Below are 25,997 nucleotides of genomic sequence, written 5' to 3' on the forward strand. Positions count from 1 at the left end.
TTCAGGTCGCGCGCACGCGAAAGGCCCCGGCGGTCGCGGACCGCGGGGGCTTTAAAGGGTGATCAGGAGTCCTGGAGGGGTGGGTCGACCGGGGAGCCGGGGGGTGCGGCCTCCAGCCAGGACAGGAAGCCGGTCAGCGCGGACGCGCCCATCGCCAGCTCCAGCCGCCGTCCGCCGTCCCGGACCTCGACGACCGTGACGTCCGGGAGCAGCCCGGCGGCCTCCTCGCCCTCCGGGACGCGGCGTCCGGCGACGACGAGGCCCCGGCGGTGGATCACCTGCCGGGGCCTGCGCCGGAAACCGAAGACGCGGTGCCACTGGAGCACGTCGCCCTTGTACCGGCCGAAACCGAGCCGCCACGGGCCGGACGAGCCGTCCGCCCGCAGCTCGCGCAGCGAACACTCCACGGTGCCGCCCGCGCGCACGAACAGCCAGCGCCGTACCGCGAGCGCGCCGAACACCAGCGCGACCAGCAGGACGACGGCGGCGAGCACCGTGCCCGCGTCCAGAGCCAGGTGTCCGCCCAACGCCGTAGGTTAAGCTTCCGAACCCGCCGCGCGCAGCCGGGCCCGCGCCCGACGCTCGGCCGTGCCGTCGTCCGCCCCCGCCGAGGAGAGCGCCTCGTCCAGCGACCGGCGGGCGTCCGCGACGTCCACCTCGGTGCCGAGCTCGGCCTGCTCGGCGAGCACCGACACCTCGTCGCCCGCGATCGAGAAGAACCCGCTGCCGACCATCGCGGTGACCCACTCGCCGCCGTCGGCGGGCTCGATCTTCACCACGCTGCCGTCCAGCAGGACGCCCAGCACCGGGGCGTGGCCCGGCATGATGCCGAGCTGGCCCTCGATGGTCTGCGCGACCACCATCTTGGCCTCGCCGGACCAGACCTCACGCTCCGGTGAGACCAGCCCGACCTTCAGGGTTGCCACGAATCATTCCTCCGAAAACTGGAGCGGACCGCCGGGTCCGCGCCCATGTGAGGCAGGCGCGGACCCGGCGGAGCGGACTACTTCTCCAGCTCCTTGGCCTTCTTCTCGACGTCCTCGATGCCGCCGCACATGAAGAACGCCTGCTCGGGGATGTGGTCGTACTTGCCCTCGCAGAGCGCCTTGAACGAGGCGATCGTCTCGTCCTTGGGCACCGTGACACCGGGCTGGCCGGTGAACTGCTCGGCCACGTACATCGGGTGCGACAGGAAGCGCTCGATGCGCCGCGCCCGCTGGACGGTGACCTTGTCCTCCTCGGACAGCTCGTCGATACCGAGGATCGCGATGATGTCCTGGAGTTCCTTGTACTTCTGCAGGATCCGGATGACCTCCTGCGCCACGGAGTAGTGCTCCTGGCCCAGGATCTGCGGGTCCATGATCCGGGAGGACGAGTCCAGCGGGTCCACCGCCGGGAAGATGCCCTTCTCGGAGATGCCGCGGGAGAGCACGGTCCGCGCGTCGAGGTGCGCGAATGTGGTGTGCGGCGCCGGGTCGGTGATGTCGTCCGCGGGGACGTAGATCGCCTGCATCGAGGTGATCGAGTGCCCGCGGGTCGAGGTGATGCGCTCCTGCAGCTCGCCCATCTCGTCCGCCAGCGTGGGCTGGTAGCCCACCGCGGACGGCATGCGGCCAAGCAGCGTGGAGACCTCGGAACCGGCCTGGGTGAAGCGGAAGATGTTGTCGATGAACAACATCACGTCCTGCTTCTGGACGTCGCGGAAGTACTCGGCCATGGTCAGGCCCGACAGCGCGACCCGCATGCGGGTGCCCGGCGGCTCGTCCATCTGGCCGAAGACCAGGGCGGTGTCCTTGAGGACGTCCGCCTCCTCCATCTCCACCCAGAGGTCGTTGCCCTCACGGGTGCGCTCGCCGACGCCGGCGAACACCGAGGTGCCGCCGAAGTTGCGCGCGACGCGCCGGATCATCTCCTGGATGAGGACGGTCTTGCCCACACCCGCGCCGCCGAACAGGCCGATCTTACCGCCCTTGACGTACGGGGACAGCAGGTCGATGACCTTGATGCCGGTCTCCAGCATCTCGGTGCGCGACTCCAGCTGGTCGAACGCCGGGGGCTTGCGGTGGATCTCCCACCGCTCATTGATCTTCAGCGACGAGGTCGGGACGTCCAGGGTCTCGCCCAGGGCGTTCCACACGTGGCCCTTGGTCACGTCGCCGACCGGCACCGAGATGGCCTCGCCGGTGTCCACGACGGACGCGCCGCGGGTCAGGCCGTCGGTCGGCTGCATCGAGATGGCCCGGATCATGTTGTCGCCCAGCTGCTGGGCGACCTCGAAGGTCAGGGTCTTGGTCTCGTCGCCGAGGGTGACCTCGGCGTGCAGCGCGTTGTTGATGCCCGGGATGGCGTCGGCGGGGAACTCCACGTCGACGACCGGGCCGATGACCCGGGCGACGCGACCGGTGGCCGTCGCCGTCTCCTCTACCTGTGCGGTCACTCTCTCACTCCCCGCCAGAATCGGCGAGCGCGTCAGCGCCACCGACGATCTCGCTGATTTCCTGGGTGATCGCCGCCTGCCGCGCCTGGTTCATCTGGCGCGTGTAGACACCGATCAGTTCGTTGGCATTGTCGGTCGCCGACTTCATCGCGCGCCGCCGCGCCGCGTGCTCGGACGCGGCCGACTGCAGCATCATGTGGAAGATGCGGCTCTCGATGTAGTTCGGCAGCAGCAGGTCGAGGACGTCGCCGGCGGTCGGCTCGAACTCGTACGCCGGGGGGGCCGCGGCGCCGTCGGCGACCGTGGTCTCCTCGATCTCCAGCGGGATCAGCCGCCGCACCTGCGTCGCCTGGGTCAGCATCGAGACGAACTCGGTGTAGACCACGTGGATCTCACCGACCCCGCCCTCGGCGTCGGTCTTCAGGAAGTCCGCCGCCAGCCGCCGCCCGACCGCCTCGGCGTCGGGGAAGGTCGGCCGGTCGCTGAACCCGGTCCACTGCGCGCCCATCTCCCGGTCCCGGAACCGGTACCAGGTGACGCCCTTGTTGCCGACCACGTACGGGACGGGGCGCTTGCCCTCGGCCCGCAGCTTGGCGATCAGGGACTCGGCCTCGCGGATGACGTTGGCGTTGTAGCCGCCCGCGAACCCGCGGTCGCTGGTGATGATCAGCACCGCCGTGCGCGCGTCCTCCGGCTGCTCGTTGAGCAGCGGGTGGTCGATGCCCACGTTGTGGCTGACGAGCGCGGTGAGGGCGCTGACGATCTGGTCGGCGTACGGCTTGGACGCCGCCACCGCCGCCTGCGCCTTCACGATGCGCGACGTCGCGATCATCTCCTGCGCGCGCGTGATCTTCGCGGTCGACTTCACCGACCGGATCTGCTGCCGCAGTTGACGGATCTGGGCTGGCATCTGCGTCAGCCCTTCTTGACGCGCTTGATCGTCTCCTGCTCGACGTCCTCGTCCGCGATGGGGTCAGCGGACTCGTCGCCGAGCAGCCCGCCCGAGCTGGTCTCGAACCCCTTCTTGAACTCCGTGATGGCGTCCTTCAGGGTGGTCAGACCGTCGTCGGACAGCTGGCCGGTCTCGCGGATCGAGGTGAGCAGCCCGCCGTGCTGGCGCTCCAGGTGGTCCAGGAACTCGGTCTCGAACCGGCGGATGTCCTCCACCGGCACGTCGTCCAGCTCGCCGGACGTGCCCGCCCACACCGACACGACCTGCTTCTCGACCGGGTACGGCGAGCCCTGCGGCTGCTTCAGCAGCTCGACCAGGCGCGCGCCGCGCTCCAGCTGGGCGCGGGACGCCGCGTCCAGGTCGGACGCGAAGGCCGCGAAGGCCTCCAGGTCGCGGTACTGCGACAGCGCCAGGCGCAGCGTGCCGGCGACCTTGCGCATCGCTTTGATCTGCGCGGAGCCGCCGACGCGGGACACCGAGATACCGACGTTCACCGCGGGCCGGACGCCCTGGTTGAACAGGTCGGTCTCCAGGAAGCACTGGCCGTCGGTGATGGAGATGACGTTGGTCGGGATGAACGCCGACACGTCGTTGCCCTTGGTCTCGATGATCGGCAGACCGGTCATCGAGCCCGCGCCCATGTCGTCCGACAGCTTCGCGCAGCGCTCCAGCAGGCGCGAGTGCAGGTAGAAGACGTCACCGGGGTACGCCTCGCGGCCCGGCGGGCGGCGCAGCAGCAGCGACACCGCGCGGTAGGCCTCGGCCTGCTTCGACAGGTCGTCGAACACGATCAGGACGTGCTTGCCCTGGTACATCCAGTGCTGGCCGATCGCGGAACCGGTGTACGGCGCGATGTACTTGTACCCGGCCGGCTCGGACGCCGGGGCCGCCACGATCGTGGTGTACTCCAGCGCGCCCGCCTCTTCCAGGGTGCGGCGCACGTTCGCGATCGTCGAGCCCTTCTGGCCGACGGCGACGTAGATGCAGCGGACCTGCTTGCTCTCGTCGCCCGACTCCCAGGCTTCCTTCTGGTTCAGGATGGTGTCGATGCAGACCGTGGTCTTGCCGGTCTGCCGGTCACCGATGATCAGCTGCCGCTGACCGCGGCCGATCGGCGTCATCGCGTCGATGGCCTTGATACCGGTCTGCAGCGGCTCCTTGACCGACTGCCGCTGCACGACGGTCGGGGCCTGCAGCTCCAGCGCACGGCGCTCGGTCGACTCGATCGCGCCCTTGCCGTCGATGGGGTTGCCCAGCGCGTCCACGACACGGCCGAGGAAGCCGTCGCCGACCGGCACCGACAGGACCTCGCCGGTGCGGCGGACCTTCTGGCCCTCCTCGATGTCGCTGAAGTCGCCCAGGACGATGGCGCCGATCTCGCGGACGTCCAGGTTCAGAGCCAGACCGCGCGTGCCGTCCTCGAACTCCAGGAGTTCGTTGGCCATCGCGGAGGGAAGACCCTCGACGTGGGCGATACCGTCGCCGGAATCGACGACGGTGCCGACCTCTTCGCGCGCGGCGGCCTCGGGCTCGTACGACTGGACGAAGCGCTCCAGCGCGTTCCGGATCTCATCCGGACGGATCGTCAGCTCCGCCATGATTCCTCTCTTGCTCCCTTGGGGCTCGGGTGGCTCGTCGGTGGCTCGTGCTTGAGTGCGTGCCGAGCGGCGCGAGCCGTCGCTCGTCAGCTCGCGAGCCGCCGGCGGACGTCGTCCAGCCGTCCGGCGATCGTGCCGTCGATGATCTCGTCCCCGATCTGGATCGACAGGCCGCCGATCGCGCTCGGGTCGAGCTCGATGTTGAGGTGTACTTGGTGGCCGTAGGCCGCGGCGAGCACGGCGGCGAGCCGGTTGCGCTGGTCGGCCGACAGCTCGACCGGCGTGCGCACCAGCGCGACCAGCCGCTGCCGCCGCCTGGCGACGAGCTTGCCGTAGTCGGCCAGCCCACCCTCCAGGCTACGTCCCCGGGGGCGCAGCACAAGCTCGGTGATCAGCTCGTACGCCGAGCCGGTCACCTTGCCGTCCAGCAGCGCGCCCAGCAGGCCGGTCTTGCGCTCGTCCGGCAGCCCGGGCGAGGTCAGCGCCCCGCGCAGCGCGGGGTCGCCCTCCACCACCCGGGAGAACCGGAACAGCTCGTCCTCCAGGTCGTCGATCCGGTCGTCGGCCTCGGCGCGGGCGGCCTCGGCGGTGACCGCGAGGGTCTCCACCCCGTCCGACAGCTCCGAGGGCTTGGACCACTTCAGCCGCACCACGTCGGCGACCAGCCCGAGAGCGGCCGGCGAGACCTTGCCCTCAAGCAGGACCTGAACGAGCTGCGCCTTGTCCGCGCCGTCCCGGGACGGGTCGGAGACCGCCCGCCGCAGGCCGTGCTCGCGGTCGAGCAGGTTCAGCACCGCGAACAGGTCCGCGCCGAGCCGGCCCAGGTCGGCGGACGGCAGGACCGCCTCCAGCCGCTCCTGCGCCTCGGCCAGCGACGCCCTGCTCACCGCTCCCGTGATGGTCATGATGTGATCTGCTCCCGCGTGCTCGCGCGTCCCTCAAGCTCTTCGAGGAACCGGTCGACGACGCGGCTCTGCCGGGCGCTGTCCTCCAGGGACTCGCCGACGACACGGCCGGCCAGCTCGACCGACAGGGTGCCGATCTCGGCGCGCAGCGACTGCAGGGCCTGCTGCCGGTCGGCCTCGATCTGGGCGTGCGCCGACTCGACGATCCGCCGGGCCTCGGCCTGCGCCTGCCCGGTGATCTCCGCCTTGATCTGCGCGCCCTCCTCGCGAGCCTCCTCGCGGAGCCGGCTCGCCTCGCGGCGGGCCTCGGCGAGCTTGGCGGTGTACTGCTCCAGCGTCGCCTTGGCCTCGTCCTGCGCCGCCTCGGCGCGCTTGAGACCGCCCTCGATCGCGTCGGTGCGCTCGGCGAGGGTCTTCTGGATCTGCGGGACCAGCTTCCAGCCGACCAGGAACAGCACGACGAAGAACGCGACAGTTCCGAAGACCAGCTCGGAGGCTTCCGGGACCAGCGGGTTATCCGAAGCCAGAATCATCTTGTTCCCACCTTCCGAAATTGGTATGGAAGGCTTACTTGTGGACGAACGGCACAACGAACCCGATAAGGGCGAGCGCCTCGGTGAGCGCGAAGCCCAGCAGCATGTTCTGACGGATGACGTTGGTCAGCTCCGGCTGGCGGGCGATGGCCTGCACGCCCTGGCCGAAGATGATGCCGACGCCGATGCCCGGGCCGATGGCGGCGAGACCGTACGCGACGGAGCCCAGGTTGCCCTTGACCTCGGCGACGACGGGAAGCGCTTCAGCGAGCATGTGCTCTTTCCTTTTCACTCGACCGGTGGGGCCGCCCCACCGGAGGGTTGCTTTGGTAGCGGGTGTGGTTCAGGTCAGTGGTCCGCGTGCAGGCCGCTCTGGATGTAGCTGGCGGCGAGCAGCGTGAAGATGAACGCCTGGAGGGCCTGGATGAACAGCTCGAAGCCCGTCATCACGATCGTCATCAGGAAGCCGACGACGCCGACCCCGGCGCCCAGGACGGTGAGCTTCTCCACCAGGAACCAGTAGGCGACCGAGGCGAAGAAGGCGAGCAGGAGGTGACCGGCGAACATGTTCGCGAACAGTCGGACCGAGTGCGTGAACGGGCGCAGGATGAGGTTCGAGAGGAGCTCGATCGGCGCGAGGATCACGTACAGGGCCTTGGGCAGCCCGGGCGGGAACATCATGTTCTTGAAGTAGCCGACGAGGCCCTGGTTCTTGATGCCGAGGAACAGCATCATCAGGTACACGCAGATCGCGAACACGATCGGGAACGCGATGTGCGAGTTCACCGGCAGGTACAGAACCGGGACGACGCCCATCCAGTTCATGAACAGGATGAAGAAGAAGGTGGAGAACAGGAACGGCATCCACCGGTCCCCGTCCTTGCCGAGCATCGGGCGCGCCACCTGGTCGCGGACGAACAGGTAGGCGACCTCGCCGACGTTCTGCACGCCCCGCGGCACCAGCTTCGCGCCGGCGAACGCGCGCCACGCGAAGAGGACGACCAGGATGGCGCAGAGGCCGACGATCAGGGTGGGCTTGGTGAGCCAGTGCAGCCACGAGGGACCGTCAGGGAAAAGCGGGCCCCAGTGGAAAATTTCGAGACCCGGTGCCTCGAACTCGTCTCCACTGCCGGAGGCGAGGAGGTGCGGCGCGCTCACGCGGCAGTCCCTTCGTCAGTGACTCGGCAAGTCAGTCGTCGTTGGTTCTTCGTCGGCTGCGTGCCCGGGGGCAGCGGCGGCATTCCAAAGTCGGCGTAGGGCTTCGCGGCTGCGGGCGGGGTTCGCGTCGGCTCTCGCGTCAGCTCGTTCGTCCGTAGCGGTGGAAGACCAGGTAGAGCGCGAGAGCAAGGCCCACCAGGATTCCGATGGGGAGCAGCGCCGAGGTGCCCAGCCAGCGATCCAGCAGCCAGCCGAGGCCGCCGTACACCGCCATCCCGCTCAAGATGTAGCTCGGGATCGACCAGGCGGCGTTGGCGAAGCCTCGGTGTTCCGAATCGATTCGATCCTGTTCGGAGTCCTCGGATTCCTGCGGATCGGGCCGGTGCCCCTCCTCGCTCATCGCAGGACGGACCATAGCAGGCCACCCCCCCGGTGGTCATATTGGAGTAGTCCAATCCCGCCATGATCATCCGAGCGTTCATCACGGGCTCCGGTCGGCCGGAGTGCGGACGTTCTGGTCAGCGGCGGGAGCCGGGTCCACGTAGAGCTGCTTGGCCTTCAGGGTGGCGCGGATCTCGGCGCCGAGCCAGACGACGGTCAGGCCCACGACGGTGAAGGCGAACGCCCGCGGGTTCCACGCGGTGGCGTCACTGAAGGCGGCGATCAGCGCCAGCATCACCAGCAGCTTGCCGATGTAGCTGAACACGGCGGCGGCGAACATCAGCTGCGCCGAGACGCGGGACGCGTAGCTCACCGCGACGACGCTGATGGAGAAGAAGACGAGGACCGTGACCATGCCGAGCCCCGCGCCGAACGCGCCCTTGGCTCCGGCGAGCAGTGCTCCGAGGGCGATGGCGATGACCCCGGCGGCCGCCGAGGGGATCGCGGCGCCGCGTAGCATCCGGGCGTCGGAAGTATGCATGTGGGCTCCGAGCGGTCACTTTCAGTGGTCGGCTCTTGTTAGTGAAAGGTATCACAAGCGTCCAGAACGTCCACAATTACCCAAGATGTAATGAACGGACGCTCTCCTAACGTCACCTCTGCACCACGGACTGTAGCCCAGCGCAACGCTCGGTTTCCGCGGAACGCCACGGGCACGCCGGAACCCCGGACCCGCCCGCCCCCGTCCACGCGGCGACGGCCGTCAGTCTAGGAGCAACCGAACCATGCTCGGAACACCCCGGGCAACCACCGATCACGCACCGTTGCCACCCCGCGTCCAACCCTGCGAAAGCCCCACCAACGCGCTGCACTCGCCCCGCGCGGCCTCGCAACCCGTGGGGCCTCGCAACCCGTGGGGCCTCGCAACCCGTGGGGCCTCGCAACCCGTGGGGCCTCGCAACCCGCGGCATTGAAACTTGCGGAAGGCGGCCCCCTCCCGCCCAGGGGGGCGACCCCACTTCTATTGTCCAACGCCCCCGAAAGTCACGCGAGCCAACGGCCACCCTGTGGATAACCGCGCAAATACGCAGGTCAGATGTGCTGGCGGTGCTTGCCGGTTGGGACGTCCTCGGCGGGCGGGGCTCCGGTCGGGGTCGCGGCGGGCACTCCGGTGGGGGTGGTCGCGGTCGCGCGGCGGTGGGTGAGGCGGGGGAGGGCGATCATGAGGACGACGCCGCCCACCGCGACCGTCAGGGTGGCCGAGCCGACGAGGACGAGGTTGCTGGTGGTGGCCATGCCCATCAGCCCGCCGGCCAGCAGGCCCACCCAGAAGTACATGATCAGGACGGCGCGGCGGTGCGAGTGGCCCAGTTCGAGCAGGCGGTGGTGCAGGTGCCGCTTGTCGGGCGAGAACGGCGAGCGGCCGTCGCTGGTGCGGCGCCAGACCGCGAGCAGCATGTCCACGAACGGGACGGCGGCGACCAGCGGGACCATCAGCAGCGGCACGTACAGCGGGAACAGCCGGTAGGTGCCGATGATCGCCGGGTCGAACTGGCCGGTCAGCATGATCGTCGAGCCGGACAGCAGCAGCCCGATCAGCATCGAGCCCGTGTCGCCCATGAAGATCCGGGCGGGGTTGAAGTTGTGCGGTAGGAAGCCCGCGCAGATCCCGACCAGGACGGCGGCGGTCAGCGTCGGACCGCTCAGCGTCGTGATGCCCTTGGCGTGCGACAGCAGGTAGGCGTAGGAGAACAGGGCGAGCGAGGCGATGCCGACGACACCCGCCGCCAGGCCGTCCAGGCCGTCGATGAAGTTCACCGCGTTGATCGTCGCGACCACGACCAGCACCGTCAGCGGGACGCCGTAGGCGGGCGGCAGCGACAGCGGCTCCCCGCTCGGCAGCGGCAGGACGTACAGCTGGATGCCCTGCATGATGAAGATCCCCGCGGCGGCCACCTGCCCGGCGAACTTGGTGAGCGGGTCGACGCCCCACCGGTCGTCCGCGATGCCGAGCAGCACGATCAGCCCGCCGGCCAGCAGCAGCGCCCGGCCCACGCTCACGTCGCCCTCGGCGAGCACCTGCCGCATCTTCGGCAGCCCGGACGCCACGATCAGCGCCGCGACCATCCCGCCGAACATCGCCAGGCCGCCGAGCCGCGGCGTCGGGATCACGTGGACGTCCCGGTCGCGCGGCGCGGCCTGCGCGCCGAACCAGACCGCGAACTTCCGGACCGCCGGCGTCAACAGGTAGGTCACGAGGGCGGCGACGAGGATGGTGAGCAGGTACTCCCGCAACGCCCCGCGCCTCCCCTCGGATGTCTTTCCGGCGGGCCCCGGCGGACCCACGGAAGGGTCTACGTACGACGGCCGCCGAATGGTTCCACCATGGTCATCCTGGTGGTGTTCCGGCCCAACTCTATTCCTCCCGTGTGTCGCATGGCGCACATTGGCCGCACAGTGCCGCCGATCCGGCGATCCCGAGCGCGAGCCCCGCCACGGTCAGATCCCCCAGTGACACGGCCCACATCCCGTACCGCTCGACGTCCGCCGCAGCGTCTACGAGAACGGCCAGAACCCCCGTGACCAGCAGAATCCGCCCGATCAGGACGGATCGCCCCAGACCTCCGGCCCGCGAGATCCACGGCAGCAGCACCAGCGTCAGCGCCAGCAGGCCGGTTCCGGTCCAGGTCCCGTCCCAATACGGACGGACGAATCTGGGCGGTTCCGGCGCCACGGCTCCCCTCGGCAGCCGTACCCGCACGGTCATGCCCTCATGCGGACCGAGCCCACTCTGCAGGAAGTCCATGGCATACGGCCCGTCCCGATCCCGCTGGCAGGGCACCGTCGCGTCCCCGTGCCCGGCCCGGCAGGACGCCTTCCAACGCGCCACAGGCGACTCCACCCGCACCGCCGCATTGGCGATCGGCGAGTTCCACGTCGTCCCGACCGCGTCCCAAACCAGCTCCCAGCGCCCCCCGGACAGCGGCGTGAACGCCCGCCCCAGGTCGTACTCGATCACATAAGCCTGCCGCCCCCGCACGACCTGCTTCCCGTCCCCCACCGTGATCTGAAGATCATGCGGCAACGTCACCGTCCTGGCCCGCGCCGGAGCCCCCGTGGACGAACTGGTCCGCAGATCGCGGATGTCGTACACCCGCTCCCCCACCCGATACGGCACCCGCCGCGCGAACCCGTGCCCCCCGACGTCCCCGTAGTCAAAGGTGATCGTCTCCCGAACCCCCACCACCCCGTCCCGCCGAATGCTCAGGACGACGTCATAAGTCGGAATCCCCCCGTCCCCCTGGGCCCGCCCCTCACACGCACCCGTCGGCACCGCCGAAACCAGAAGCAGCCCAAGCACGAGGACCCCCGCGACCGCCACTCCAAGGCTCCGCCCAGGCACCGCGCCCCCAGCTCTCAGCTCAAGCCGTCCCCATGCTTCCACCCCCACCCGCCAAACGTCGAAGCAACACCACGACTACTCTCCGCAACCCCCACCCGCCCTCCGCTCCAAAGGCGACGCGGGCGTTAGGCGAGGTTGTTGGCGAGGGCTATTAGTTTGGCCATTGCGTCGGTTGTGGCGTCCATTTCTCGGGCTTCGGGGATCAGGGGGCCGATTTCCTGGTGCCTGCCTTGGGCCGCGAGGAGGTCGGCGTAGTTCAGGACGGCGTTGATGTGGCCCGCCTCGATGCCGCGGCGCAGATAGTGTTCGGCGTTGGCGTGGTCGCCGCTGTTCAGATAGATGAGACCGAGGTTGACGAGGGCCGACTCCGAGTCTTCTTCGATGGCACGCTTGTACATCTCGATCGCTTCTTCAATACGGTCTTCGTCGTCCAGGTACAGGGCGTAATAGAAGGTGGCTTCTTCGTCTTCGCGGGCCAGTGCTTTGCGGTAGAGGTCTTCCGCCTCGTTGAGGTAGTCGATCTCTTCGTGGTCGGCGTAGAAGTTGGCCAGGGTTACGGTCGCGTTCGTGATTCCGAGGGCGCAGGCTCGTTCCAAGGTGGCTTTCGCGGCGTCCAGGTCGTCGAGGTTTTCCTGGGCTTCGGCGAGGGCGAGCAGGGCTTGGAGCTTGCCTTCGTCTACGCAGGCCGCGAGCAGGACGCTCGCTGCCGCGTAGTTCTCGCGCTCGTTCTCAAGGCGGCCCAGATTCAGTCGAGCGAGAGGGTCGCCTGCTTCCATGGCCGCGCGATAGAAGGCCGCGGCCTCGTCCCATCGCTCCGGGTCGTCGGACAGGAAAGTGGCGAAATCGTTCATGGCTCGCTGGTCGCCGGCTTGCAGGGACAGCCGGTACCATTTCTCCGCCCCCTCGCGATCGTCGAGCAACTCGTCGAGGATCGCCGCGACGCGCAGGGCCGCTCGGCTCTCGCCGTTCCAGAACGCCTCCTGGACGACCTCGGCCGCCTTTTCGGGCATATCGAGGGCCACGTAGGCGTCGGCCAGGAAATAGGCGCTCTTCATGTCGCCGGCGGCGAAGGCCGCGCTCAGGATCCGCCGGGCCTCCTCCGACTCGTCCTGGTTCAGAAGGAAGTCGCCGTACCGCCGGACGGCGCTCTCGGATCCGGCCTCGACGGCCTCCAGGTACAGCCGGCGGGCGCTCTCCGGATCGAGCTCGGCCAAGCCGTCGGCCCTGTCCAGGAGGTCTTCGGTCATTCGCTGCTCCGCTTCCGGTTCCCGGCTCGCCCGCCACCGCCCGGACGACGCCGGGTGCTCGGACGCATCCCGGCGCGCTCCCGTTCCCGACCATGACCGGGCCTGTCAGGACGGGCGAACGGGACTGGCGGACGTCGCAGGTCACGGCATGCACGCGGACGAATGCGGACCGTCATGTGAAGTCCGTCCGAACGAGTAAAAGTGGTGAGACGGGTGATGCCGATGTTGCTACGGTTGCGATCTTCGAACTCGCACCCCGCAAATAACCAGATGGAGGCACTATGCGACGCATCGCCACCGTGGCGGTCACCTCCGGCGCCCTCGCCGCCGGACTCCTGGTCAGCGCCGGCGCGGCCAGCGCCGACCAGGGCTTCACCCAGTCCAGCAAGCTGCCGGCCGCCTCCGGCGTGCAGGCCGCGGCCGCCCACTCCTGGGTGTCCAAGGACGGCTGGAAGTCCATCAAGGCGTACGGCAAGTACTCCCGCTCGCGCAGCGGCGTGAAGGTGAGCTTCTCGCTGGCCGACACCTCCCGCAACGGCTGGTCCCCGGCCGTGCAGTTCCGCACCAGCAACGGCAAGTACTACTACACCTCGGGCGTGTACTTCCTGCGCTACAACGGCGTCCCGGCGGACTTCAAGTTCAGCCACTACTACGGCGTCTTCTCGTCGCGGTACAGCGCGCACCTCTACGTGCGCGAGGCCGGCATCGCCCGCACCAACCCGAAGAAGGTCGTCTACGGCCCGTGGAAGAAGCTCTACTGAGGCTTCTCTTTCATGATCAACTGAATGGCCGGGCGGCCTCGCCGCCCGGCCATTCGCCATTCCGGGGTGTTCACTCGGTGTGTTCTCGGGGCCGGAATCGGCCGTGTCACGGTGAGTGTGGCCAAGGATACACTGGCGGTCGGGCACTTCCGGGATCACGCGTTCCACCTGGTCAGAGTCCCGGACCGCGCCCGGGGCTCCCGTGTTACGGACATGTCCCGAAGGTGATTGGACGTCGTCCGAAGCGGGTTGGTTCCCGGCTTGGGCGGCATTGCTGTGCGTCACCGGAAATGGCGTGGAGGGTCCTGAAGATCCTGCTACGGTTGCGGCGATCTTCAACCCGAAATTCCCCCAGAGACGGAGGATCCATGCGACGCATCGCCACCGTGGCGATCACTTCCGGCGCGCTCGTCGCCGGTCTGCTGGCGACCGGCGGCAACGCCTTCGCCGACGACGCCCAGACCTTCAAGGGCTCCGGTGCGGCCCCGAAGGCCGCGGACGTGAGCCTCGCCAAGGGCGACGTCCAGGCGCAGGGCGGGCACGCCTTCACCCTCAAGTACTCCGGCCTCGCCGCGACCAGCGCCTGGGGCTCGTACTGGTGGGGCCGCTACAAGTACAAGGGCCGCTACTACCGCACCCGCGTCGTGGACGGCTACGTGCGCGACAACAAGCGTGGCCTGAACTCCTGCATGGAGGTCGTGTTCTACGCGGCCAAGGGCCAGCACCTCAACCCCGACGTCGAGGTGATCTACAACCGGACCGGCAAGGGCACCACCGCCCGCCGCGCCATCCAGTCGTTCAACATCGGCAAGATGTACATGCGCGAGTGCGAGGGCTACCCGACGAGCCGGGGCTTCCACATCTCGCACGCGGGCTCCTGGCGCGTGTTCTCCTGATCCGGTCTTCCGGCTCGCCGTGCTGACGTCCGGCGGGTCTGACCGGTAGGACGACGACGGGGGCTTCGCCGCTACGGCTGCGGCGAAGCCCCCGTTTCGCATGTCCGGGGCCGATCTTCCCGCCGATGGGACGCTTTAGAGGGCGTCCTGAATGCGGGAAAGGGTTCGGACGCGGCTCAGGTGGCCGTGTTCGGGTCGTCCCCGCGCGGCGCAGGCTTGGGGTCTCCCCCGGACGCCCCGGAGCGCTCCGTACCGTTCACGGCCTCGGACTTCGCGACGCCTGAGTCAGGTGCGGGCTCTGCGGCGGCGGCTTCCGGCTTCGCGGGAGCGGGGGCTTCGTGGTCCTCGGATGCCGGTCGATTCGCCTCCGGGTGCGCCTCGGCAGACGTGGTCTCGTCCTTCTGGACGGTTTCGGCGCCGACGCTGACCTCGGGCTCGGGCTCCTCGTCGGGCTTGATGTCGTCCTCGTCGGTGAGGAGGACGCCGACGACGGCGCGGATCTTGTCCTCGGAGATGGCGCCGAGGCGGAGCAGGCGCGGGATCGGGCCGGTCAGGTCGACGATCGTGGACGCGTCGCCGTGCGCGACCGGGCCGCCGTCCAGGTAGACCTCGACGGAGTCGCCGAGCATCGACTCGGCCTCGTCCGCATCGCGGGCGGCGGGCTGACCGGAAAGGTTCGCGCTCGACACGGCCAGCGGGCCGGTCTCCTTCAGCAGCTCGACCGCGAGGGTGTCCATCGGCATGCGGACGGCCACGGTGCCCTTGGTCTCGCCGAGGTCCCACATCAGGTTCGGGTTGGCGCGGCACACCAGGGTCAGCGCGCCCGGCCAGAACTCGTCGATCAGGTCCTGGCCGTAGGTGCCCAGGTCGTCGATCAGCGCGGTCGCCGCGCGGACGGACCCGACCAGCACGGGCGGCGGCATCTCGCGGCCGCGGCCCTTGGCGTTCAGCAGGCCGGTCACGGCGGACGGGGTGAAGGCGTCCGCGCCGATCCCGTACACGGTGTCGGTCGGCAGGACGATCAGCTCGCCGCGCCGCACGGCCGAGACCGCCTCGGCGATCCCGCGCGTCCGCTCCATCGGATCCGAGCAGTCATAACGTCGGCTCACGGTCGTCCCCGTCGAACTCGGCTTGCTGTGCTGACGCCAGCAAGACTATCGGCGCGCGGGCACCGCATCGTCCCGGCCCGTCCGGCGGCAGGACGTCCGGCGGCGGCGCGGGGCGTCCGGCGGCGGGGCGTGGGGCACACCGCGGCCTCCGGCGACGCGCAGGCCCGGCCTGTCCGGGGGTCAGGAGGTGCCGAGGCGGGCGGTGACGAAGCGGTCGCGGTTGGTGAGGTCCTTGTGGTTGCGGACGTCCCGCCAGCCGTTCTCCTCGGCGAAGATCCAGTAGACCGCGGTGCCCTGGAGGTCGCTGTGCTCGACGGCGATGTGGCCGCCGGGGCGGAGCAGGCGGCGGGCGGTGCGCTCGACCACGCGGATCGCGTCCAGGCCGTCCTCGCCGCCGCCCCACAGGGCGTCGGCCGGGTCGTGGTCGCGGACGTCCGCCGGGACGTACTCCCACTCGCTCATCGGGATGTACGGGGGGTTCGACACGACGAGGTCGACGGTGCCGTTCAGCTCGGGCAGCGCGGACGAGAAGTCGCCCAGGTGCAGCTTCACCTGGCCGCGCTCGTCCAGGTCCTCGATGTTGCGGTCGGTGTGGACGTAGGCGATCGGGTCCTTCTCGACGGCGTGCACACGCGCGCGGGGCGACTCCTGCGCGAGCGACAGCGCGATCGCGCCCGAGCCGGTGCCGAGGTCGACGACGAGCGGGTCCTGGACGTCCATGTCGCGCAGGGTCTCCAGGGCCCAGCCGACCATGACCTCGGTCTCCGGACGCGGGACGAACACCCCCGGACCGACCTTCAGCTCCAGGTACCGGAAGAACGCCCGTCCAGTGATGTGCTGCAGCGGCTCGCCCGCCTCGCGCCGCGCCACGTACTCCCAGAACAGCGCGTCGAACGCGGCGTCCGGGACGGTGTGCAGCTCGGCGCGGCTCACCTTGTGCACGGCGGCCGCGAGCTCCTCGGCGTCCGCGCGCGGGGAGGCGACCCCGGCGTCGGCGAGCCGTGCCGTGGCCCTGGCGATCTCGTCGAGCAGCAGGTTCATGACGACTGCCGGGCCTCCGCGAGGCGTCGCTCGGTGTCGGCGTCGACGAGGGCCTGGACGACGTTGTGCAGGTCGCCGTCGAGGACCTGGTCGAGGTTGTACGCCTTGTAGCCCACCCGGTGGTCGGAGATCCGGTTCTCCGGGTAGTTGTAGGTGCGGACGCGCTCGGAGCGGTCGACCGTCCGGACCTGCGACTTGCGCTCGGCGGACGCGGCGGCCTCGGCCTCCTCCTGCGCGATCGCCAGCAGCCGGGACCGCAGGATGCGCAGCGCCTGCTCCTTGTTCTGGAGCTGGGACTTCTCGTTCTGGCAGGACACGACCACGCCGGTCGGCAGGTGCGTGATGCGGACGGCCGAGTCGGTCGTGTTCACCGACTGCCCGCCCGGGCCGGACGAGCGGTAGACGTCGATGCGCAGGTCGTTCGGGTCGATCTGGACGTCCACCTCCTCGGCTTCGGGGGTGACCAGAACCCCGACGGCGGAGGTGTGGATGCGGCCCTGCGACTCGGTCGCGGGCACCCGCTGGACGCGGTGCACGCCGCCCTCGAACTTCAGCCGGGTCCAGACGCCCTCGGCGTCGGGCGCGCCGGACTTGTTCTTCACCGCGACGGTGACGTCCTTGTACCCGCCGAGGTCGGACGGGTGGGAGTCGATGATCTCGGTCTTCCAGCCGACCCGCTCGCCGTACCGCAGGTACATGCGCAGCAGGTCGCCGGCGAACAGCGCGGACTCCTCGCCGCCCTCGCCGGCCTTGATCTCCAGGATCACGTCCTTGTCGTCGCTGGGGTCGCGGGGCAGCAGCAGGTGCCGCAGCCGCTCCTCCAGCTCGACGATGCGCTTCTCCAGGTCCTCGGCCTCTGCGGCGAAGGCCGCGTCCTCGCCCGCGAGCTCGCGGGCGGCGGCGAGGTCGTCCTCGGTCGAGCCGAGCTCCCGGTAGGTCTCGACGATCGGGCGCAGCGCGGCGTACCGCTTGCCCAGCTTGCGGGCCAGCGCCTGGTCGGCGTGGACCGACGGGTCGGCGAGCCGCCCCTCGATGTCGGTGTATTCGCTGATGAGTTCGTCGAGTTTCACGGTGCGTCCCGGCCTGGTAGCGGACTTGAGCGGGCCCGGGGACGCGCGTCCCCGGGCCCCCTGTTCAGCGCTGTGGTGCAGGCCGCGGGCTACTTGGCCTTCTTGCCGAAGCGCTGCTCGAAGCGCGCCACCCGGCCGCCGGTGTCCAGGATCTTCTGCTTGCCCGTGTAGAACGGGTGGCAGTTGGAGCAGACGTCGGCGTGGATCACGCCATTCTCGGCGGTGCTACGCGTCTCGAAGGTGTTCCCGCAGGTGCACGTCACCGTCGTGACGACATAGTTCGGGTGAATCTCGGGCTTCATGGGGTCTCTCCTCGCTCTGGGCGGTCGCCGAACGTCCCGCGGAGTGGGGGCGCGAACCGGTACCGCAGCGGTTGCACACCAAGTGTGCCAGATACCCGAACGTGCCGAGGTCACCGGGCATTCCCGACCCGCCGCGATGATCTTCCTCCGGGCACCCCCGCGTGACCCCGGCCACAGCCGCGCGCGCCCCTCCGCTTCGTCCGGCGGGACGACCCGGAGCGCGAATCCGGCGGGACGGCCCGGAACGCGAGTCCGGCGGGACGGCTTCGGGCCGGTCGAGAGGGACGGCTTCGAGCCTGGTCAGGCGTGGCCGAGGTAGGTGAGGACGGCCATGACGCGGCGGTGCCCGCCGCCGGCGGGCTGCAGGCCGAGCTTGGCGAAGATGCTGGAGATGTGCTTCTCCACGGCGCCCTCGGTGACGACGAGGTCGGCGGCGATGGCGCCGTTGGTGCGGCCCTGGGCCATCAGGCCGAGGACCTCGTGCTCGCGCGGGGTGAGGTCCTTCAGCGGGTCCCCGGCGCGGCGGCGGCCGAGCAGCTGGCCGATCACCTCGGAGTCGATCACCGTGCCGCCGGCCGCGATCCGGCGCACGGCGTCGACGAACTCCGCGACGTCCGAGACCCGCTCCTTCAGCAGGTAGCCGACACCCTCGGCGCCGCCGCCGATCAGGTCGGTGGCGTACCGCTCCTCGACGTACTGCGACAGCACCAGGATCGGCGTCCCGGGCAGCCGCTCCCGGACGGCCAGGGCCGCGCGCAGCCCCTCGTCGGTGAAGGACGGCGGCATCCGGACGTCCACGATCGCCAGGTCGGGCCGGTGCTCCTCGACCGCCGCGAGCAGGCCCGGGCCGTCCCCGACCTGCGCGACCGTCGCGATCGACTCGTCCTCCAGGAGCCGGACCAGGCCCTCGCGCAACAGCACCGAATCCTCGGCGATCACCACCCGCATCCCCCCAGTATCCCGGCTCCCCGACCGCCCTTCGCGCGGCATCGGGCGATCTTCACGCGGCATCGGACGGGATTCGCGCGGCATCGGGCCGCTAGGCCGGGCAGGCCTGGCGCTTGGCCGTCAGCTCCAGCGGCTTGCGGATCGAGCTGAGCCCCAGCTTCTTGGACGTCGGGCAGAACTTGCTCAGCGGCAGCTCGTATTCGGCGTGGAACACGGCCTTGCCAGCCCTGATGAACGGGACGAGCCGGTTGCACTCGCCGTACTGGGCGCACTGCTCGTTGACCGCGAAGTCCATCGTCCCGACGAGCTGCGGGATCTGGTCGAGGTCGTTCTTGAGCCCGATCGCGAGGCCGCGCTGGTGGGCCAGCGTCGCGAGCATCCGGTTGAAGGCGAGCTGGTCGCGGGCGGTCAGCTTGAAGCCGGTGTCGTTCTTGTAGCCGTCCATCCAGTCGGGCTCGACGCCGTCGAAGCCCTTGCGCTTGCACTGGTCGAGCCGCGCGGCCCAGATCGGGCGGATGACGTCCAGCTGCCGGATGTCCACCCAGCGCTCGCCCGGCCAGTCCGCGACGTTCTTGCCCAGCACGCGCGCCGGGAAGCGCTTGTAGTCGGGACGCCAGTTCTCCGCCGACCCGATCGCGGTGTAGCAGATCACGCGCCGTCCGGCCTTCTTCAGCTTGGCGACCGTGGCGGCGGGCGTCTCGAACAGGTCCACGTCGTAGACCTGCGCGCGGACGGACGTGTCGACGCGCCCGCTGAGCTGCCACTGCCAGGTCGTCCGCGGCTTCGGACGCCACCAGGACGCCGCGCCCTCGCTGTCCGACGCCGTGTCGGCGGCCCGCTTCCCGCCGCCCGTCCCACCGCACGCACCAGCGGCCAGGACGGCCGCCAGGACGAGCGCCAGTCCCCGAATCGATCGCGACATGAGTTCCCCGTCTCGTATGCCGGCAATGCGACGATCATGCCAGCACCTCCGCCCGGATGATCACAGTTCACCCCGGACCGCCCGGATGTTCACCGAGCGGCCTCCAGTGGTCACCAGTCGCAGGGAAGGTCGGCGCGGATCACCGTGGGGCCGCCGGGCGGGCTGTTCACGGTAAGGATGCCGTCGATCGTCGCGGCGCGGTCGGCCAGCCCGGCGAGGCCGCCGCCCGGTTCGGTCTCCGCGCCGCCCACGCCGTCGTCGGAGATCTCGACGACCACCCATGGGCCCTCGCGCGCCACCTTCACCGCCGCGCTCGTCGCGTTCGCGTACTTCGAGACGTTCGTCAGCGCCTCGGCCACCACGAAGTACGCGATGCTCTCCACCGCCGCGGGCGGGCGCTCCGCCAGCTCGACGCCCACCTCGACCGGCACCGCGGCACGCGCCGCGAGGCCCGACAGCGCCGCGTCCAGACCCCGGTCGGTGAGGATCGCCGGGTAGATCCCGCGGGCGAGGTTGCGCAGCTCGGCGATCGCCTCCTTCGCGCCCGCGTGCGCCTGCTCGATCAGCGCCCGCGCCGCGTCCGGATCGGTGTCCAGCTTGGCGCGCGCCCGTCCGATGTCCATCGCGACGGCCAGGAGCTGCTGCTGGGCGCCGTCATGCAGGTCGCGCTCGATGCGGCGGCGTTCGGCCTCCACGGCGTCCACCCCGCGCGCCCGGCTCGCCCGCAGCCGCTCGGCGCGCGCCCGCAGCTCGGCGTTCTCCTCCTGCGCACTGGACGCCCCCAGCAGCAGCTGCGCCCACAGCGCGTGCGCCAGCGCCATCACCCGCGTCACGTACAGCGCCGGGACGAGCAGGACGAGCCCCACCAGCGTCACCCACAGCCCGCTCACCGGGTCCTCCACCAGCACCGACACCGGCCCGATGACGAACTGGAGCCCCTGCCCCTGCATCGCCAGGACGGGCGCCAGGACGAGCAGCCCGACCACCGACCAGCAGAGCACCCACACGATGATCTCGACCATCGCGATGGGCAGCAGCAGCCCGAGGTAGATCAGGTCCTTCCATGTCGCGGGATCCGCCAGCAGCGCCCGGACCTTCGCGAACACGTTCCTTCCGGACGGCAGCGGACGGTACGGATCCGGGATGCGCAGCCCGAACGTCGCGAGCAGCACCCGCCGCTCCAGCATCGCCCCGGCCCGCCACGCCAGCATCAGCGCCACGAGCATCACCAGCCCGATCCACAGCGCCGACAGCGCCAGCGACAGCAGCCCCGCCGTCGCGAGCCCGACGAACCAGAACAGCCCGAACCCGAACGCCAGCGGCGCCTGCGCCACCGCCCGCCACGCCACCGGCGTCCGCAGCATCACCCACGGCCGCCACGACGCGTCCCACACCGACCGGTCCCACCCCGTCCGGGCCACCTCACCCACCCGCGTCCCCCTCTTCCAAGCCACTCCCAACCCTGCCCGACCACCCCGCTCCCCCACCATGCGGAACCCACCCCAGCCCACCTGGGGTAAACCCCACCCCGGCAGCCGCAAACACAAAACGTCCCGACGACCAAAGGCCGCCGGGACGTTCAAAAGCACCCGGACCGGGGCGTTCAAGAACCACGTGAAGGATCAAAGAGCCCCTGGGGACCCCGCAACAAGCTCAGCCCGCGCGAACGCGTTACCAACCGTGCGGGGCGACGCCGAAGGCGAGCCCCGCACGGTTGATCGCGAAGCGATGCAGCGTTCGCACGAGCATTCGGGCCGTGTCCGAGCCGCTAGGCGAGGACGCGGAGCCGAAAGCCAAATCAACTCAGCGGTCGTCGGAGACCGTGGTCTTCTGGACCTGGAGGAGGAACTCGGCGTTCGACTTGGTCTCCTTCATCTTCTCGATGAGGAGCTCCAGCGCCTGCTGGGTGTCGAGGGCGTGCAGGACGCGGCGGAGCTGCCAGACGATGCGCAGCTCCTCCGGCGCCATGAGGATCTCCTCCTTGCGGGTGCTGGACTGGTCCACGTCCACCGCGGGGAAGATCCGCTTGTCGGCGAGGGAGCGGTTGAGCTTGAGCTCCATGTTGCCGGTGCCCTTGAACTCCTCGAAGATGACCTCGTCCATGCGGGATCCGGTCTCCACCAGGGCGGTGGCGAGGATGGTCAGCGAGCCGCCGTTCTCGATGTTGCGGGCCGCGCCGAAGAACCGCTTGGGCGGGTACAGCGCGGTCGAGTCGACACCGCCGGACAGGATGCGCCCGGACGCCGGGGCCGCCAGGTTGTAGGCGCGGCCGAGGCGGGTGATCGAGTCGAGCAGGACGACGACGTCGTGCCCCAGCTCCACCAGCCGCTTGGCGCGCTCGATGGCGAGCTCGGCGACGGTGGTGTGGTCCTCGGCGGGACGGTCGAAGGTCGAGTGGATGACCTCGCCCTTCACCGTCCGCTGCATGTCGGTGACCTCTTCCGGACGCTCGTCCACCAGGACGACCATCAGGTGGCACTCCGGGTTGTTCTTGGTGATCGCGTTCGCGATCGCCTGAAGCACCATGGTCTTGCCGGCCTTCGGCGGCGACACGATCAGGCCGCGCTGGCCCTTGCCGATCGGCGACACCAGGTCGATGATCCGCGTGGTCAGCACGCCCGGGTCGGACTCCAGCCGCAGCCGCTCCTGCGGGTACAGCGGGGTGAGCTTGGAGAACTCGACACGCTGCTTGGCCTGGTCGGGCTCCATGCCGTTCACGGTGTCGAGCCGGACCAGCGCGTTGAACTTCTCGCGCCGCTCGCCCTCGCGGGCCTGCCGCACCGCGCCGGTGATCACGTCGCCCTTGCGCAGGCCGTTCTTGCGGACCTGGGCGAGCGAGACGTACACGTCGTTCGGGCCGGGCAGGTAGCCGGTCGTCCGGACGAAGGCGTAGTTGTCGAGGATGTCGAGGATGCCGGCGACCGGGATGAGGACGTCGTCCTCGTTGATCACGGGCTCCTCGTAGCGCTCGCCGCGGCCGCGGCCCCGGTTGCGCTCGCGGAACCGGCGCCCGCGCCGCCCGCGGCCGCCCTCGTCGTCGTCGGCCGGGCCGCCGCCGCCCTGGTTCTGGCCGCCGCCGCGCTGGCGGTTGCCGCCCTGGTCGCCCTGGTCGCGGTTCCGGTCGCGGTCGCCGCGGTTGTCGCGATCGCCCCGGTTGTCACGGTCCCCGCGCTCGCCGCGCTCGCCCCGGTTCTCGCGGTCGCCGCGGTCGCCGCGGTTGTCGCGGTCGCGGTTGTCGCGGCGTCCGCGCTGGCGTCCCCCGCCGTCGCGGCCCTCGCCGCGCTCCCGGCCGCCCTGCTGCTGGTCGCCGCCGTGCTGCTCACCGGAGGTCTGCTGCTCGCCGCGGTCGCGGTTGCGGCCGCCCTCGCGGCCCCCGTCGCGTCCGCCGTCCCGGCCCTCGCCGCGCTCGGCGCGGTCGGGGCGCTCCTCGGCGGCCGGCCGGCCGTCCGCCTGACCGGCGTCGGCGGTCACCGCGGGCTCGGCCTCGCGCTTGGCGGCGGCCGTGCGGGTGCGGCGCGGCCGCTCGGTCTTGTCGGTCTTGTCGCCGGCGCGCTCGGCCGCCTGCTCGGCCGCCTTCCCGGACGCGGCGCGGTCGCTGGCAGCGGCTCCCTGGTCGCTCCCCGAGGCCTGCCCGGCGCCGCCCTGCTTCTCCTGGATGGCGGCGATGAGCTGGCCCTTGCGCATCTGGCTCACGCCCTTGATGCCGAGGTCGGACGCGATCTTCTTGAGGTCCGTCAGCACCATGGCGGACAGGCCCGTGCCGGTCTGGCGCCGGCGCCGGGGAGCGGCGCCCTGCCCGGCCTCGTCTGCCGTCGCGGATGCCGTGCTGGACGCGTCCGTAAGGAGTTCGCTGGATTCGCTCACTAAGGGTCCTTCCCAGGGAGCGGGCGTTGGCCGGCGTTCGGCCAGTCAACCCGGTGGTGCGGCCCGGCGGGGGCGCCGAGTCGGGCTCGCCGTACCGCGGAGGCGCCGCGGCCGGCGATGCTGGGCAACAGCCAGATGGCGGTCGGCCGGGACGGCTCGTGCAATGGCCGCCCGTGACCGCGGAGATCCGAAGTTCGCTGGAATGCCGGACAACGGAGTGTCACGGAGACGGGAAGCCCGGTACGCCGGACCGACTCGGCCGAAGGGCCGGTCAGGTGACGTGTGGCTGACGAGCACTCGGCCCCGATCGGGGCATCTGGTGCGGCATCCAGCCTAACATCACCAGGGCACACTGCTATTCCCCAGAGGTCGATGTCTTCGCAATTTACCTAGCCGGTTCGTCACACCCGGCCGCCCGCCGACGCAGGTCAGGTGCGGACGCAGGCGCCAAGGGGGGCGACACGCAAGGGGTGTACGTGCCAGCCAGTACCCACTCCAAGCGCGTTTGAATCAACCCGCGACGCGGATGTGAACGCCAGGACACTCGGCCCGGCTCCGGACACGACGGCCGGAACACCCGATTCACGCAGATTCCGGATCAACGCGGCCGACTCCGGCATGGCCGGGGCGCGGTACTCCTGGTGCAGGCGGTCCTCGGTCGCGTCCAGCAGGACGGCGTCGTCGAGGCCGCGCGTCAGGGCCGTGACCAGCAGCGCGGCACGTCCGGCATTGGCCGCGGCGTCGCCGTGCGGGACGGTCTCGGGCAGCAGCCCGCGGGCGCGCGCCGTCGCGAGACGCGTGTCCGGGACGAACGCGACGACCTCGCGGTCGAGATCGAGCCGGACGGCCCGGTCGCCCCAGGCGATCGTGAGCCCGCCGAGCAGGCAGGGCGCGACGTTGTCGGGATGGCCCTCGATCGCGGTGGCCAGCCTCAGCGCCTCCGCGTCGTCCATCGCCTCACCGCGCGGGTGCAGGGCGCGCGCCGCGAGGATGCCCGCGATGATCGCCGCCGAGGACGACCCGAGCCCCCGGCTGTGCGGGATGCGGTTCACGCAGCGCAGCCGCACGCCCTTGCCGAGCGCGGCGGCCTCGGTCGTGCCCGCGAGCCGGTCGATCGCGTCGAGCGCGTCACGCAGCGTGGTGACGATGAGATGCCCGTCACCCCGCCCGGCGACCTCGGTGCCCTCCCCCTCGACCTCGATGACGACGTCGTCGCCGGTCAGCTCGACCGTCACCAAGTCGGTGAGGGTGAGCGCCAGCCCGAGCGAGTCGAACCCCGGCCCCAGGTTCGCACTGGTGGCCGGCACCTCGACCGTCACCCGCCCGCTGGTCATGCGAGGCCCAGGGCGGAGGCGGCGGCCTGGGCGTCCACCTTGACGGTGGTCGGGGCGGGGGCGCCCGCGATGGCCCAGTCGGGGTCCTTGAGGCCGTTTCCGGTCACGGTGCAGACGACGCGCGAACCGCGCTCGACCGCGCCCTGCTCGGCGGCCTGGAGCAGACCGGCGACGGACGCGGCGGACGCGGGCTCGACGAACACGCCCTCCTCGGCGGCGAGCAGGCGGTAGGCGCGCAGGATCTGCCGGTCGGTGACGGCGTCGATCGCGCCGCCGGACTCGTCCCGCGCGGCGACGGCGAGATCCCAGGAGGCGGGGTTGCCGATGCGGATCGCGGTCGCGATGGTCTGCGGCTTCAGCACCGGCTCGCCCTTGACGAACGGGGCCGCGCCGGACGCCTGGAATCCCAGCATGCGCGGGCGGCGCGAGGCGGTGCCGTCGGCGGCGTACTCGGAGTAGCCCATCCAGTACGCGGAGATGTTGCCGGCGTTGCCGACCGGCAGGCAGTGCACGTCCGGGGCGTCGCCGAGCGCGTCGACGATCTCGAACGCGGCCGTCTTCTGGCCCTGGAGCCGGTACTTGTTCACCGAGTTGACCAGCGCGACCGGGTAGTCGACGGCGAGCTTGCGGGCCAGTTCGAGGCAGTCGTCGAAGTTGCCGTCGACCTGGAGCAGCCGCGCGCCGTGCACCAGCGCCTGCGCCAGCTTGCCCATCGCGATCTTGCCCTGCGGGACGAGGACGGCGCAGGTCATCCCGGCGCGCACCGCGTAGGCGGCGGCGGACGCGGAGGTGTTGCCGGTGGACGCGCAGATGACCGCCTTCGCGCCGTCCTCGGCGGCCTTGGAGATCGCCATGGTCATGCCGCGGTCCTTGAACGAACCGGTCGGGTTCAGCCCCTCGACCTTGAGGTACACCTCGCAGCCGGTCAGCTCCGACACCCGGTGGGCGGGCAGCAGCGGCGTGCCGCCTTCGAGCAGCGTCACGACGGGCGTCGCCTCCGTCACCGGCAGCCGGTCACGGTACTCCTCGATGAGCCCACGCCAGGGACGGGTGGTCGCGTTCACAGTCGGTCTCCTTGTTGACCTGCGGTTTCGATGAATCCTAGGGGACCGTCCGACGCCCTTGTCGTCCGTTGC

At 70.5% G+C, this 25,997-nt stretch carries 26 protein-coding genes; 2 read left to right on the forward strand and 24 right to left on the reverse strand.

The genetic code is table 11. The features are described from left to right. Nucleotides 1-62: 62 nt before the first annotated feature. The 14 genes from FHU30_RS01580 to FHU30_RS01645 all read right to left on the reverse strand — a co-directional run bounded on the left by FHU30_RS01580 (nucleotide 63) and on the right by FHU30_RS01645 (nucleotide 12,614). A complete protein-coding gene (locus FHU30_RS01580) occupies nucleotides 63-527 on the reverse strand; it encodes a DUF2550 domain-containing protein (RefSeq protein WP_253870550.1) in 465 nt (154 codons plus the stop codon). A 9-nt stretch (nucleotides 528-536) separates the two neighbouring features. Further along, nucleotides 537-926 carry a F0F1 ATP synthase subunit epsilon gene (locus tag FHU30_RS01585; RefSeq protein WP_253870552.1) on the reverse strand — a complete coding sequence of 130 codons (390 nt, stop codon included), beginning with the start codon at nucleotides 924-926 and terminating at the stop codon, nucleotides 537-539. Nucleotides 927-1,003: 77 nt separating this feature from the next. After that, a complete protein-coding gene (gene atpD / locus FHU30_RS01590; RefSeq protein ID WP_253870555.1) occupies nucleotides 1,004-2,437 on the reverse strand; it encodes a F0F1 ATP synthase subunit beta in 1,434 nt (477 codons plus the stop codon). Between the two features lie 4 nt (nucleotides 2,438-2,441). After that, entirely contained in the window at nucleotides 2,442-3,347 is a 906-nt protein-coding gene (locus FHU30_RS01595; protein WP_253870557.1) for a F0F1 ATP synthase subunit gamma, read from the reverse strand. Nucleotides 3,348-3,352: 5 nt separating this feature from the next. Continuing rightward, the gene (atpA, locus tag FHU30_RS01600) at nucleotides 3,353-4,987 is read right to left on the reverse strand and encodes a F0F1 ATP synthase subunit alpha (RefSeq protein ID WP_253870559.1); all 1,635 of its coding nucleotides are present in this window, start codon (nucleotides 4,985-4,987) and stop codon (nucleotides 3,353-3,355) included. An 86-nt stretch (nucleotides 4,988-5,073) separates the two neighbouring features. Then, a complete protein-coding gene (locus FHU30_RS01605; RefSeq protein WP_253870561.1) occupies nucleotides 5,074-5,892 on the reverse strand; it encodes a F0F1 ATP synthase subunit delta in 819 nt (272 codons plus the stop codon). After that, entirely contained in the window at nucleotides 5,889-6,425 is a 537-nt protein-coding gene (locus FHU30_RS01610) for a F0F1 ATP synthase subunit B (protein ID WP_253870563.1), read from the reverse strand. Before FHU30_RS01610 ends, FHU30_RS01605 begins: the two co-directional genes overlap by 4 nt. Nucleotides 6,426-6,459: 34 nt before the next feature. After that, nucleotides 6,460-6,699, reverse strand: a complete 240-nt coding sequence (atpE, locus tag FHU30_RS01615) for an ATP synthase F0 subunit C (protein ID WP_253870564.1) — start codon at nucleotides 6,697-6,699, stop codon at nucleotides 6,460-6,462. A 74-nt stretch (nucleotides 6,700-6,773) separates the two neighbouring features. After that, complete coding sequence (gene atpB / locus FHU30_RS01620; protein ID WP_253870566.1) at nucleotides 6,774-7,583, reverse strand: F0F1 ATP synthase subunit A; 810 nt, start codon at nucleotides 7,581-7,583, stop codon at nucleotides 6,774-6,776. A 139-nt stretch (nucleotides 7,584-7,722) separates the two neighbouring features. After that, entirely contained in the window at nucleotides 7,723-7,983 is a 261-nt protein-coding gene (locus tag FHU30_RS01625; protein ID WP_253870568.1) for an AtpZ/AtpI family protein, read from the reverse strand. Between the two features lie 81 nt (nucleotides 7,984-8,064). Beyond that, a complete protein-coding gene (locus FHU30_RS01630) occupies nucleotides 8,065-8,505 on the reverse strand; it encodes a Cg1360 family ATP-synthase-associated protein (protein WP_253870570.1) in 441 nt (146 codons plus the stop codon). 551 nt (nucleotides 8,506-9,056) lie between these two features. Then, entirely contained in the window at nucleotides 9,057-10,259 is a 1,203-nt protein-coding gene (locus FHU30_RS01635; protein ID WP_253870572.1) for a glycosyltransferase family 4 protein, read from the reverse strand. 121 nt (nucleotides 10,260-10,380) lie between these two features. Beyond that, on the reverse strand, nucleotides 10,381-11,346 hold the full coding sequence (locus tag FHU30_RS01640) for a DUF2207 domain-containing protein (protein WP_253870574.1): 966 nt from the start codon (nucleotides 11,344-11,346) through the stop codon (nucleotides 10,381-10,383). A 146-nt stretch (nucleotides 11,347-11,492) separates the two neighbouring features. Next, nucleotides 11,493-12,614, reverse strand: a complete 1,122-nt coding sequence (locus FHU30_RS01645) for a hypothetical protein (protein ID WP_253870576.1) — start codon at nucleotides 12,612-12,614, stop codon at nucleotides 11,493-11,495. Between the two features lie 281 nt (nucleotides 12,615-12,895). Between FHU30_RS01645 and FHU30_RS01650 the strand changes: the two genes are divergently transcribed. Together FHU30_RS01650 and FHU30_RS01655 are read left to right on the forward strand one after the other, a co-directional pair. After that, the gene (locus FHU30_RS01650) at nucleotides 12,896-13,375 is read left to right on the forward strand and encodes a hypothetical protein (RefSeq protein WP_253870578.1); all 480 of its coding nucleotides are present in this window, start codon (nucleotides 12,896-12,898) and stop codon (nucleotides 13,373-13,375) included. Between the two features lie 368 nt (nucleotides 13,376-13,743). Further along, complete coding sequence (locus FHU30_RS01655; RefSeq protein WP_253870580.1) at nucleotides 13,744-14,271, forward strand: hypothetical protein; 528 nt, start codon at nucleotides 13,744-13,746, stop codon at nucleotides 14,269-14,271. A 176-nt stretch (nucleotides 14,272-14,447) separates the two neighbouring features. On the opposite strand, the gene FHU30_RS01660 is transcribed toward FHU30_RS01655, so the two are convergent. The 10 genes from FHU30_RS01660 to thrC form a co-directional block, all read right to left on the reverse strand. Then, entirely contained in the window at nucleotides 14,448-15,350 is a 903-nt protein-coding gene (locus FHU30_RS01660; protein ID WP_301322632.1) for an L-threonylcarbamoyladenylate synthase, read from the reverse strand. 210 nt (nucleotides 15,351-15,560) lie between these two features. Beyond that, complete coding sequence (gene prmC, locus FHU30_RS01665; protein WP_253870585.1) at nucleotides 15,561-16,421, reverse strand: peptide chain release factor N(5)-glutamine methyltransferase; 861 nt, start codon at nucleotides 16,419-16,421, stop codon at nucleotides 15,561-15,563. Next, complete coding sequence (gene prfA, locus FHU30_RS01670) at nucleotides 16,418-17,491, reverse strand: peptide chain release factor 1 (RefSeq protein ID WP_253870587.1); 1,074 nt, start codon at nucleotides 17,489-17,491, stop codon at nucleotides 16,418-16,420. Before prfA ends, prmC begins: the two co-directional genes overlap by 4 nt. An 89-nt stretch (nucleotides 17,492-17,580) precedes the next feature. Continuing rightward, the gene (rpmE, locus tag FHU30_RS01675) at nucleotides 17,581-17,793 is read right to left on the reverse strand and encodes a 50S ribosomal protein L31 (RefSeq protein WP_253870589.1); all 213 of its coding nucleotides are present in this window, start codon (nucleotides 17,791-17,793) and stop codon (nucleotides 17,581-17,583) included. Between the two features lie 300 nt (nucleotides 17,794-18,093). Beyond that, entirely contained in the window at nucleotides 18,094-18,741 is a 648-nt protein-coding gene (locus FHU30_RS01680) for a response regulator transcription factor (protein ID WP_253870591.1), read from the reverse strand. A 91-nt stretch (nucleotides 18,742-18,832) separates the two neighbouring features. Then, nucleotides 18,833-19,663: an endo alpha-1,4 polygalactosaminidase gene (locus FHU30_RS01685; protein WP_253870593.1), complete on the reverse strand. Its 831-nt coding sequence runs from the start codon at nucleotides 19,661-19,663 to the stop codon at nucleotides 18,833-18,835. Between the two features lie 110 nt (nucleotides 19,664-19,773). Further along, nucleotides 19,774-21,093 carry a sensor histidine kinase gene (locus FHU30_RS01690; protein ID WP_253870595.1) on the reverse strand — a complete coding sequence of 440 codons (1,320 nt, stop codon included), beginning with the start codon at nucleotides 21,091-21,093 and terminating at the stop codon, nucleotides 19,774-19,776. Nucleotides 21,094-21,466: 373 nt separating this feature from the next. Continuing rightward, nucleotides 21,467-23,527, reverse strand: coding sequence for a transcription termination factor Rho (rho, locus tag FHU30_RS01695; protein WP_253870597.1), 2,061 nt, complete (start codon nucleotides 23,525-23,527; stop codon nucleotides 21,467-21,469). Between the two features lie 428 nt (nucleotides 23,528-23,955). After that, nucleotides 23,956-24,861 carry a homoserine kinase gene (gene thrB, locus FHU30_RS01700; RefSeq protein ID WP_253870599.1) on the reverse strand — a complete coding sequence of 302 codons (906 nt, stop codon included), beginning with the start codon at nucleotides 24,859-24,861 and terminating at the stop codon, nucleotides 23,956-23,958. Further along, nucleotides 24,858-25,925, reverse strand: a complete 1,068-nt coding sequence (thrC, locus tag FHU30_RS01705) for a threonine synthase (RefSeq protein ID WP_253870601.1) — start codon at nucleotides 25,923-25,925, stop codon at nucleotides 24,858-24,860. Before thrC ends, thrB begins: the two co-directional genes overlap by 4 nt. Nucleotides 25,926-25,997 lie beyond the last annotated feature (72 nt).

This window comes from Actinomadura rupiterrae, assembly GCF_024172125.1.
In the GTDB taxonomy this organism is placed as follows: Bacteria; Actinomycetota; Actinomycetes; order Streptosporangiales; family Streptosporangiaceae; genus Spirillospora; species Spirillospora rupiterrae.

Coding starts and splice junctions, on each gene's coding strand:
- FHU30_RS01595 (WP_253870557.1), bottom strand. CDS start 3,347: ATGCCAGCCCAGATCCGTCAACTGCGGCAGCAGATCCGGTCGGTGAAG.
- atpA (WP_253870559.1), bottom strand. CDS start 4,987: ATGGCGGAGCTGACGATCCGTCCGGATGAGATCCGGAACGCGCTGGAG.
- FHU30_RS01605 (WP_253870561.1), bottom strand. CDS start 5,892: ATGACCATCACGGGAGCGGTGAGCAGGGCGTCGCTGGCCGAGGCGCAG.
- FHU30_RS01610 (WP_253870563.1), bottom strand. CDS start 6,425: ATGATTCTGGCTTCGGATAACCCGCTGGTCCCGGAAGCCTCCGAGCTG.
- atpE (WP_253870564.1), bottom strand. CDS start 6,699: ATGCTCGCTGAAGCGCTTCCCGTCGTCGCCGAGGTCAAGGGCAACCTG.
- FHU30_RS01625 (WP_253870568.1), bottom strand. CDS start 7,983: ATGAGCGAGGAGGGGCACCGGCCCGATCCGCAGGAATCCGAGGACTCC.
- FHU30_RS01630 (WP_253870570.1), bottom strand. CDS start 8,505: ATGCATACTTCCGACGCCCGGATGCTACGCGGCGCCGCGATCCCCTCG.
- FHU30_RS01645 (WP_253870576.1), bottom strand. CDS start 12,614: ATGACCGAAGACCTCCTGGACAGGGCCGACGGCTTGGCCGAGCTCGAT.
- FHU30_RS01650 (WP_253870578.1), top strand. CDS start 12,896: ATGCGACGCATCGCCACCGTGGCGGTCACCTCCGGCGCCCTCGCCGCC.
- FHU30_RS01655 (WP_253870580.1), top strand. CDS start 13,744: ATGCGACGCATCGCCACCGTGGCGATCACTTCCGGCGCGCTCGTCGCC.
- FHU30_RS01660 (WP_301322632.1), bottom strand. CDS start 15,350: ATGGAGCGGACGCGCGGGATCGCCGAGGCGGTCTCGGCCGTGCGGCGC.
- prmC (WP_253870585.1), bottom strand. CDS start 16,421: ATGAACCTGCTGCTCGACGAGATCGCCAGGGCCACGGCACGGCTCGCC.
- rpmE (WP_253870589.1), bottom strand. CDS start 17,793: ATGAAGCCCGAGATTCACCCGAACTATGTCGTCACGACGGTGACGTGC.
- FHU30_RS01680 (WP_253870591.1), bottom strand. CDS start 18,741: ATGCGGGTGGTGATCGCCGAGGATTCGGTGCTGTTGCGCGAGGGCCTG.
- FHU30_RS01685 (WP_253870593.1), bottom strand. CDS start 19,663: ATGTCGCGATCGATTCGGGGACTGGCGCTCGTCCTGGCGGCCGTCCTG.
- thrB (WP_253870599.1), bottom strand. CDS start 24,861: ATGACCAGCGGGCGGGTGACGGTCGAGGTGCCGGCCACCAGTGCGAAC.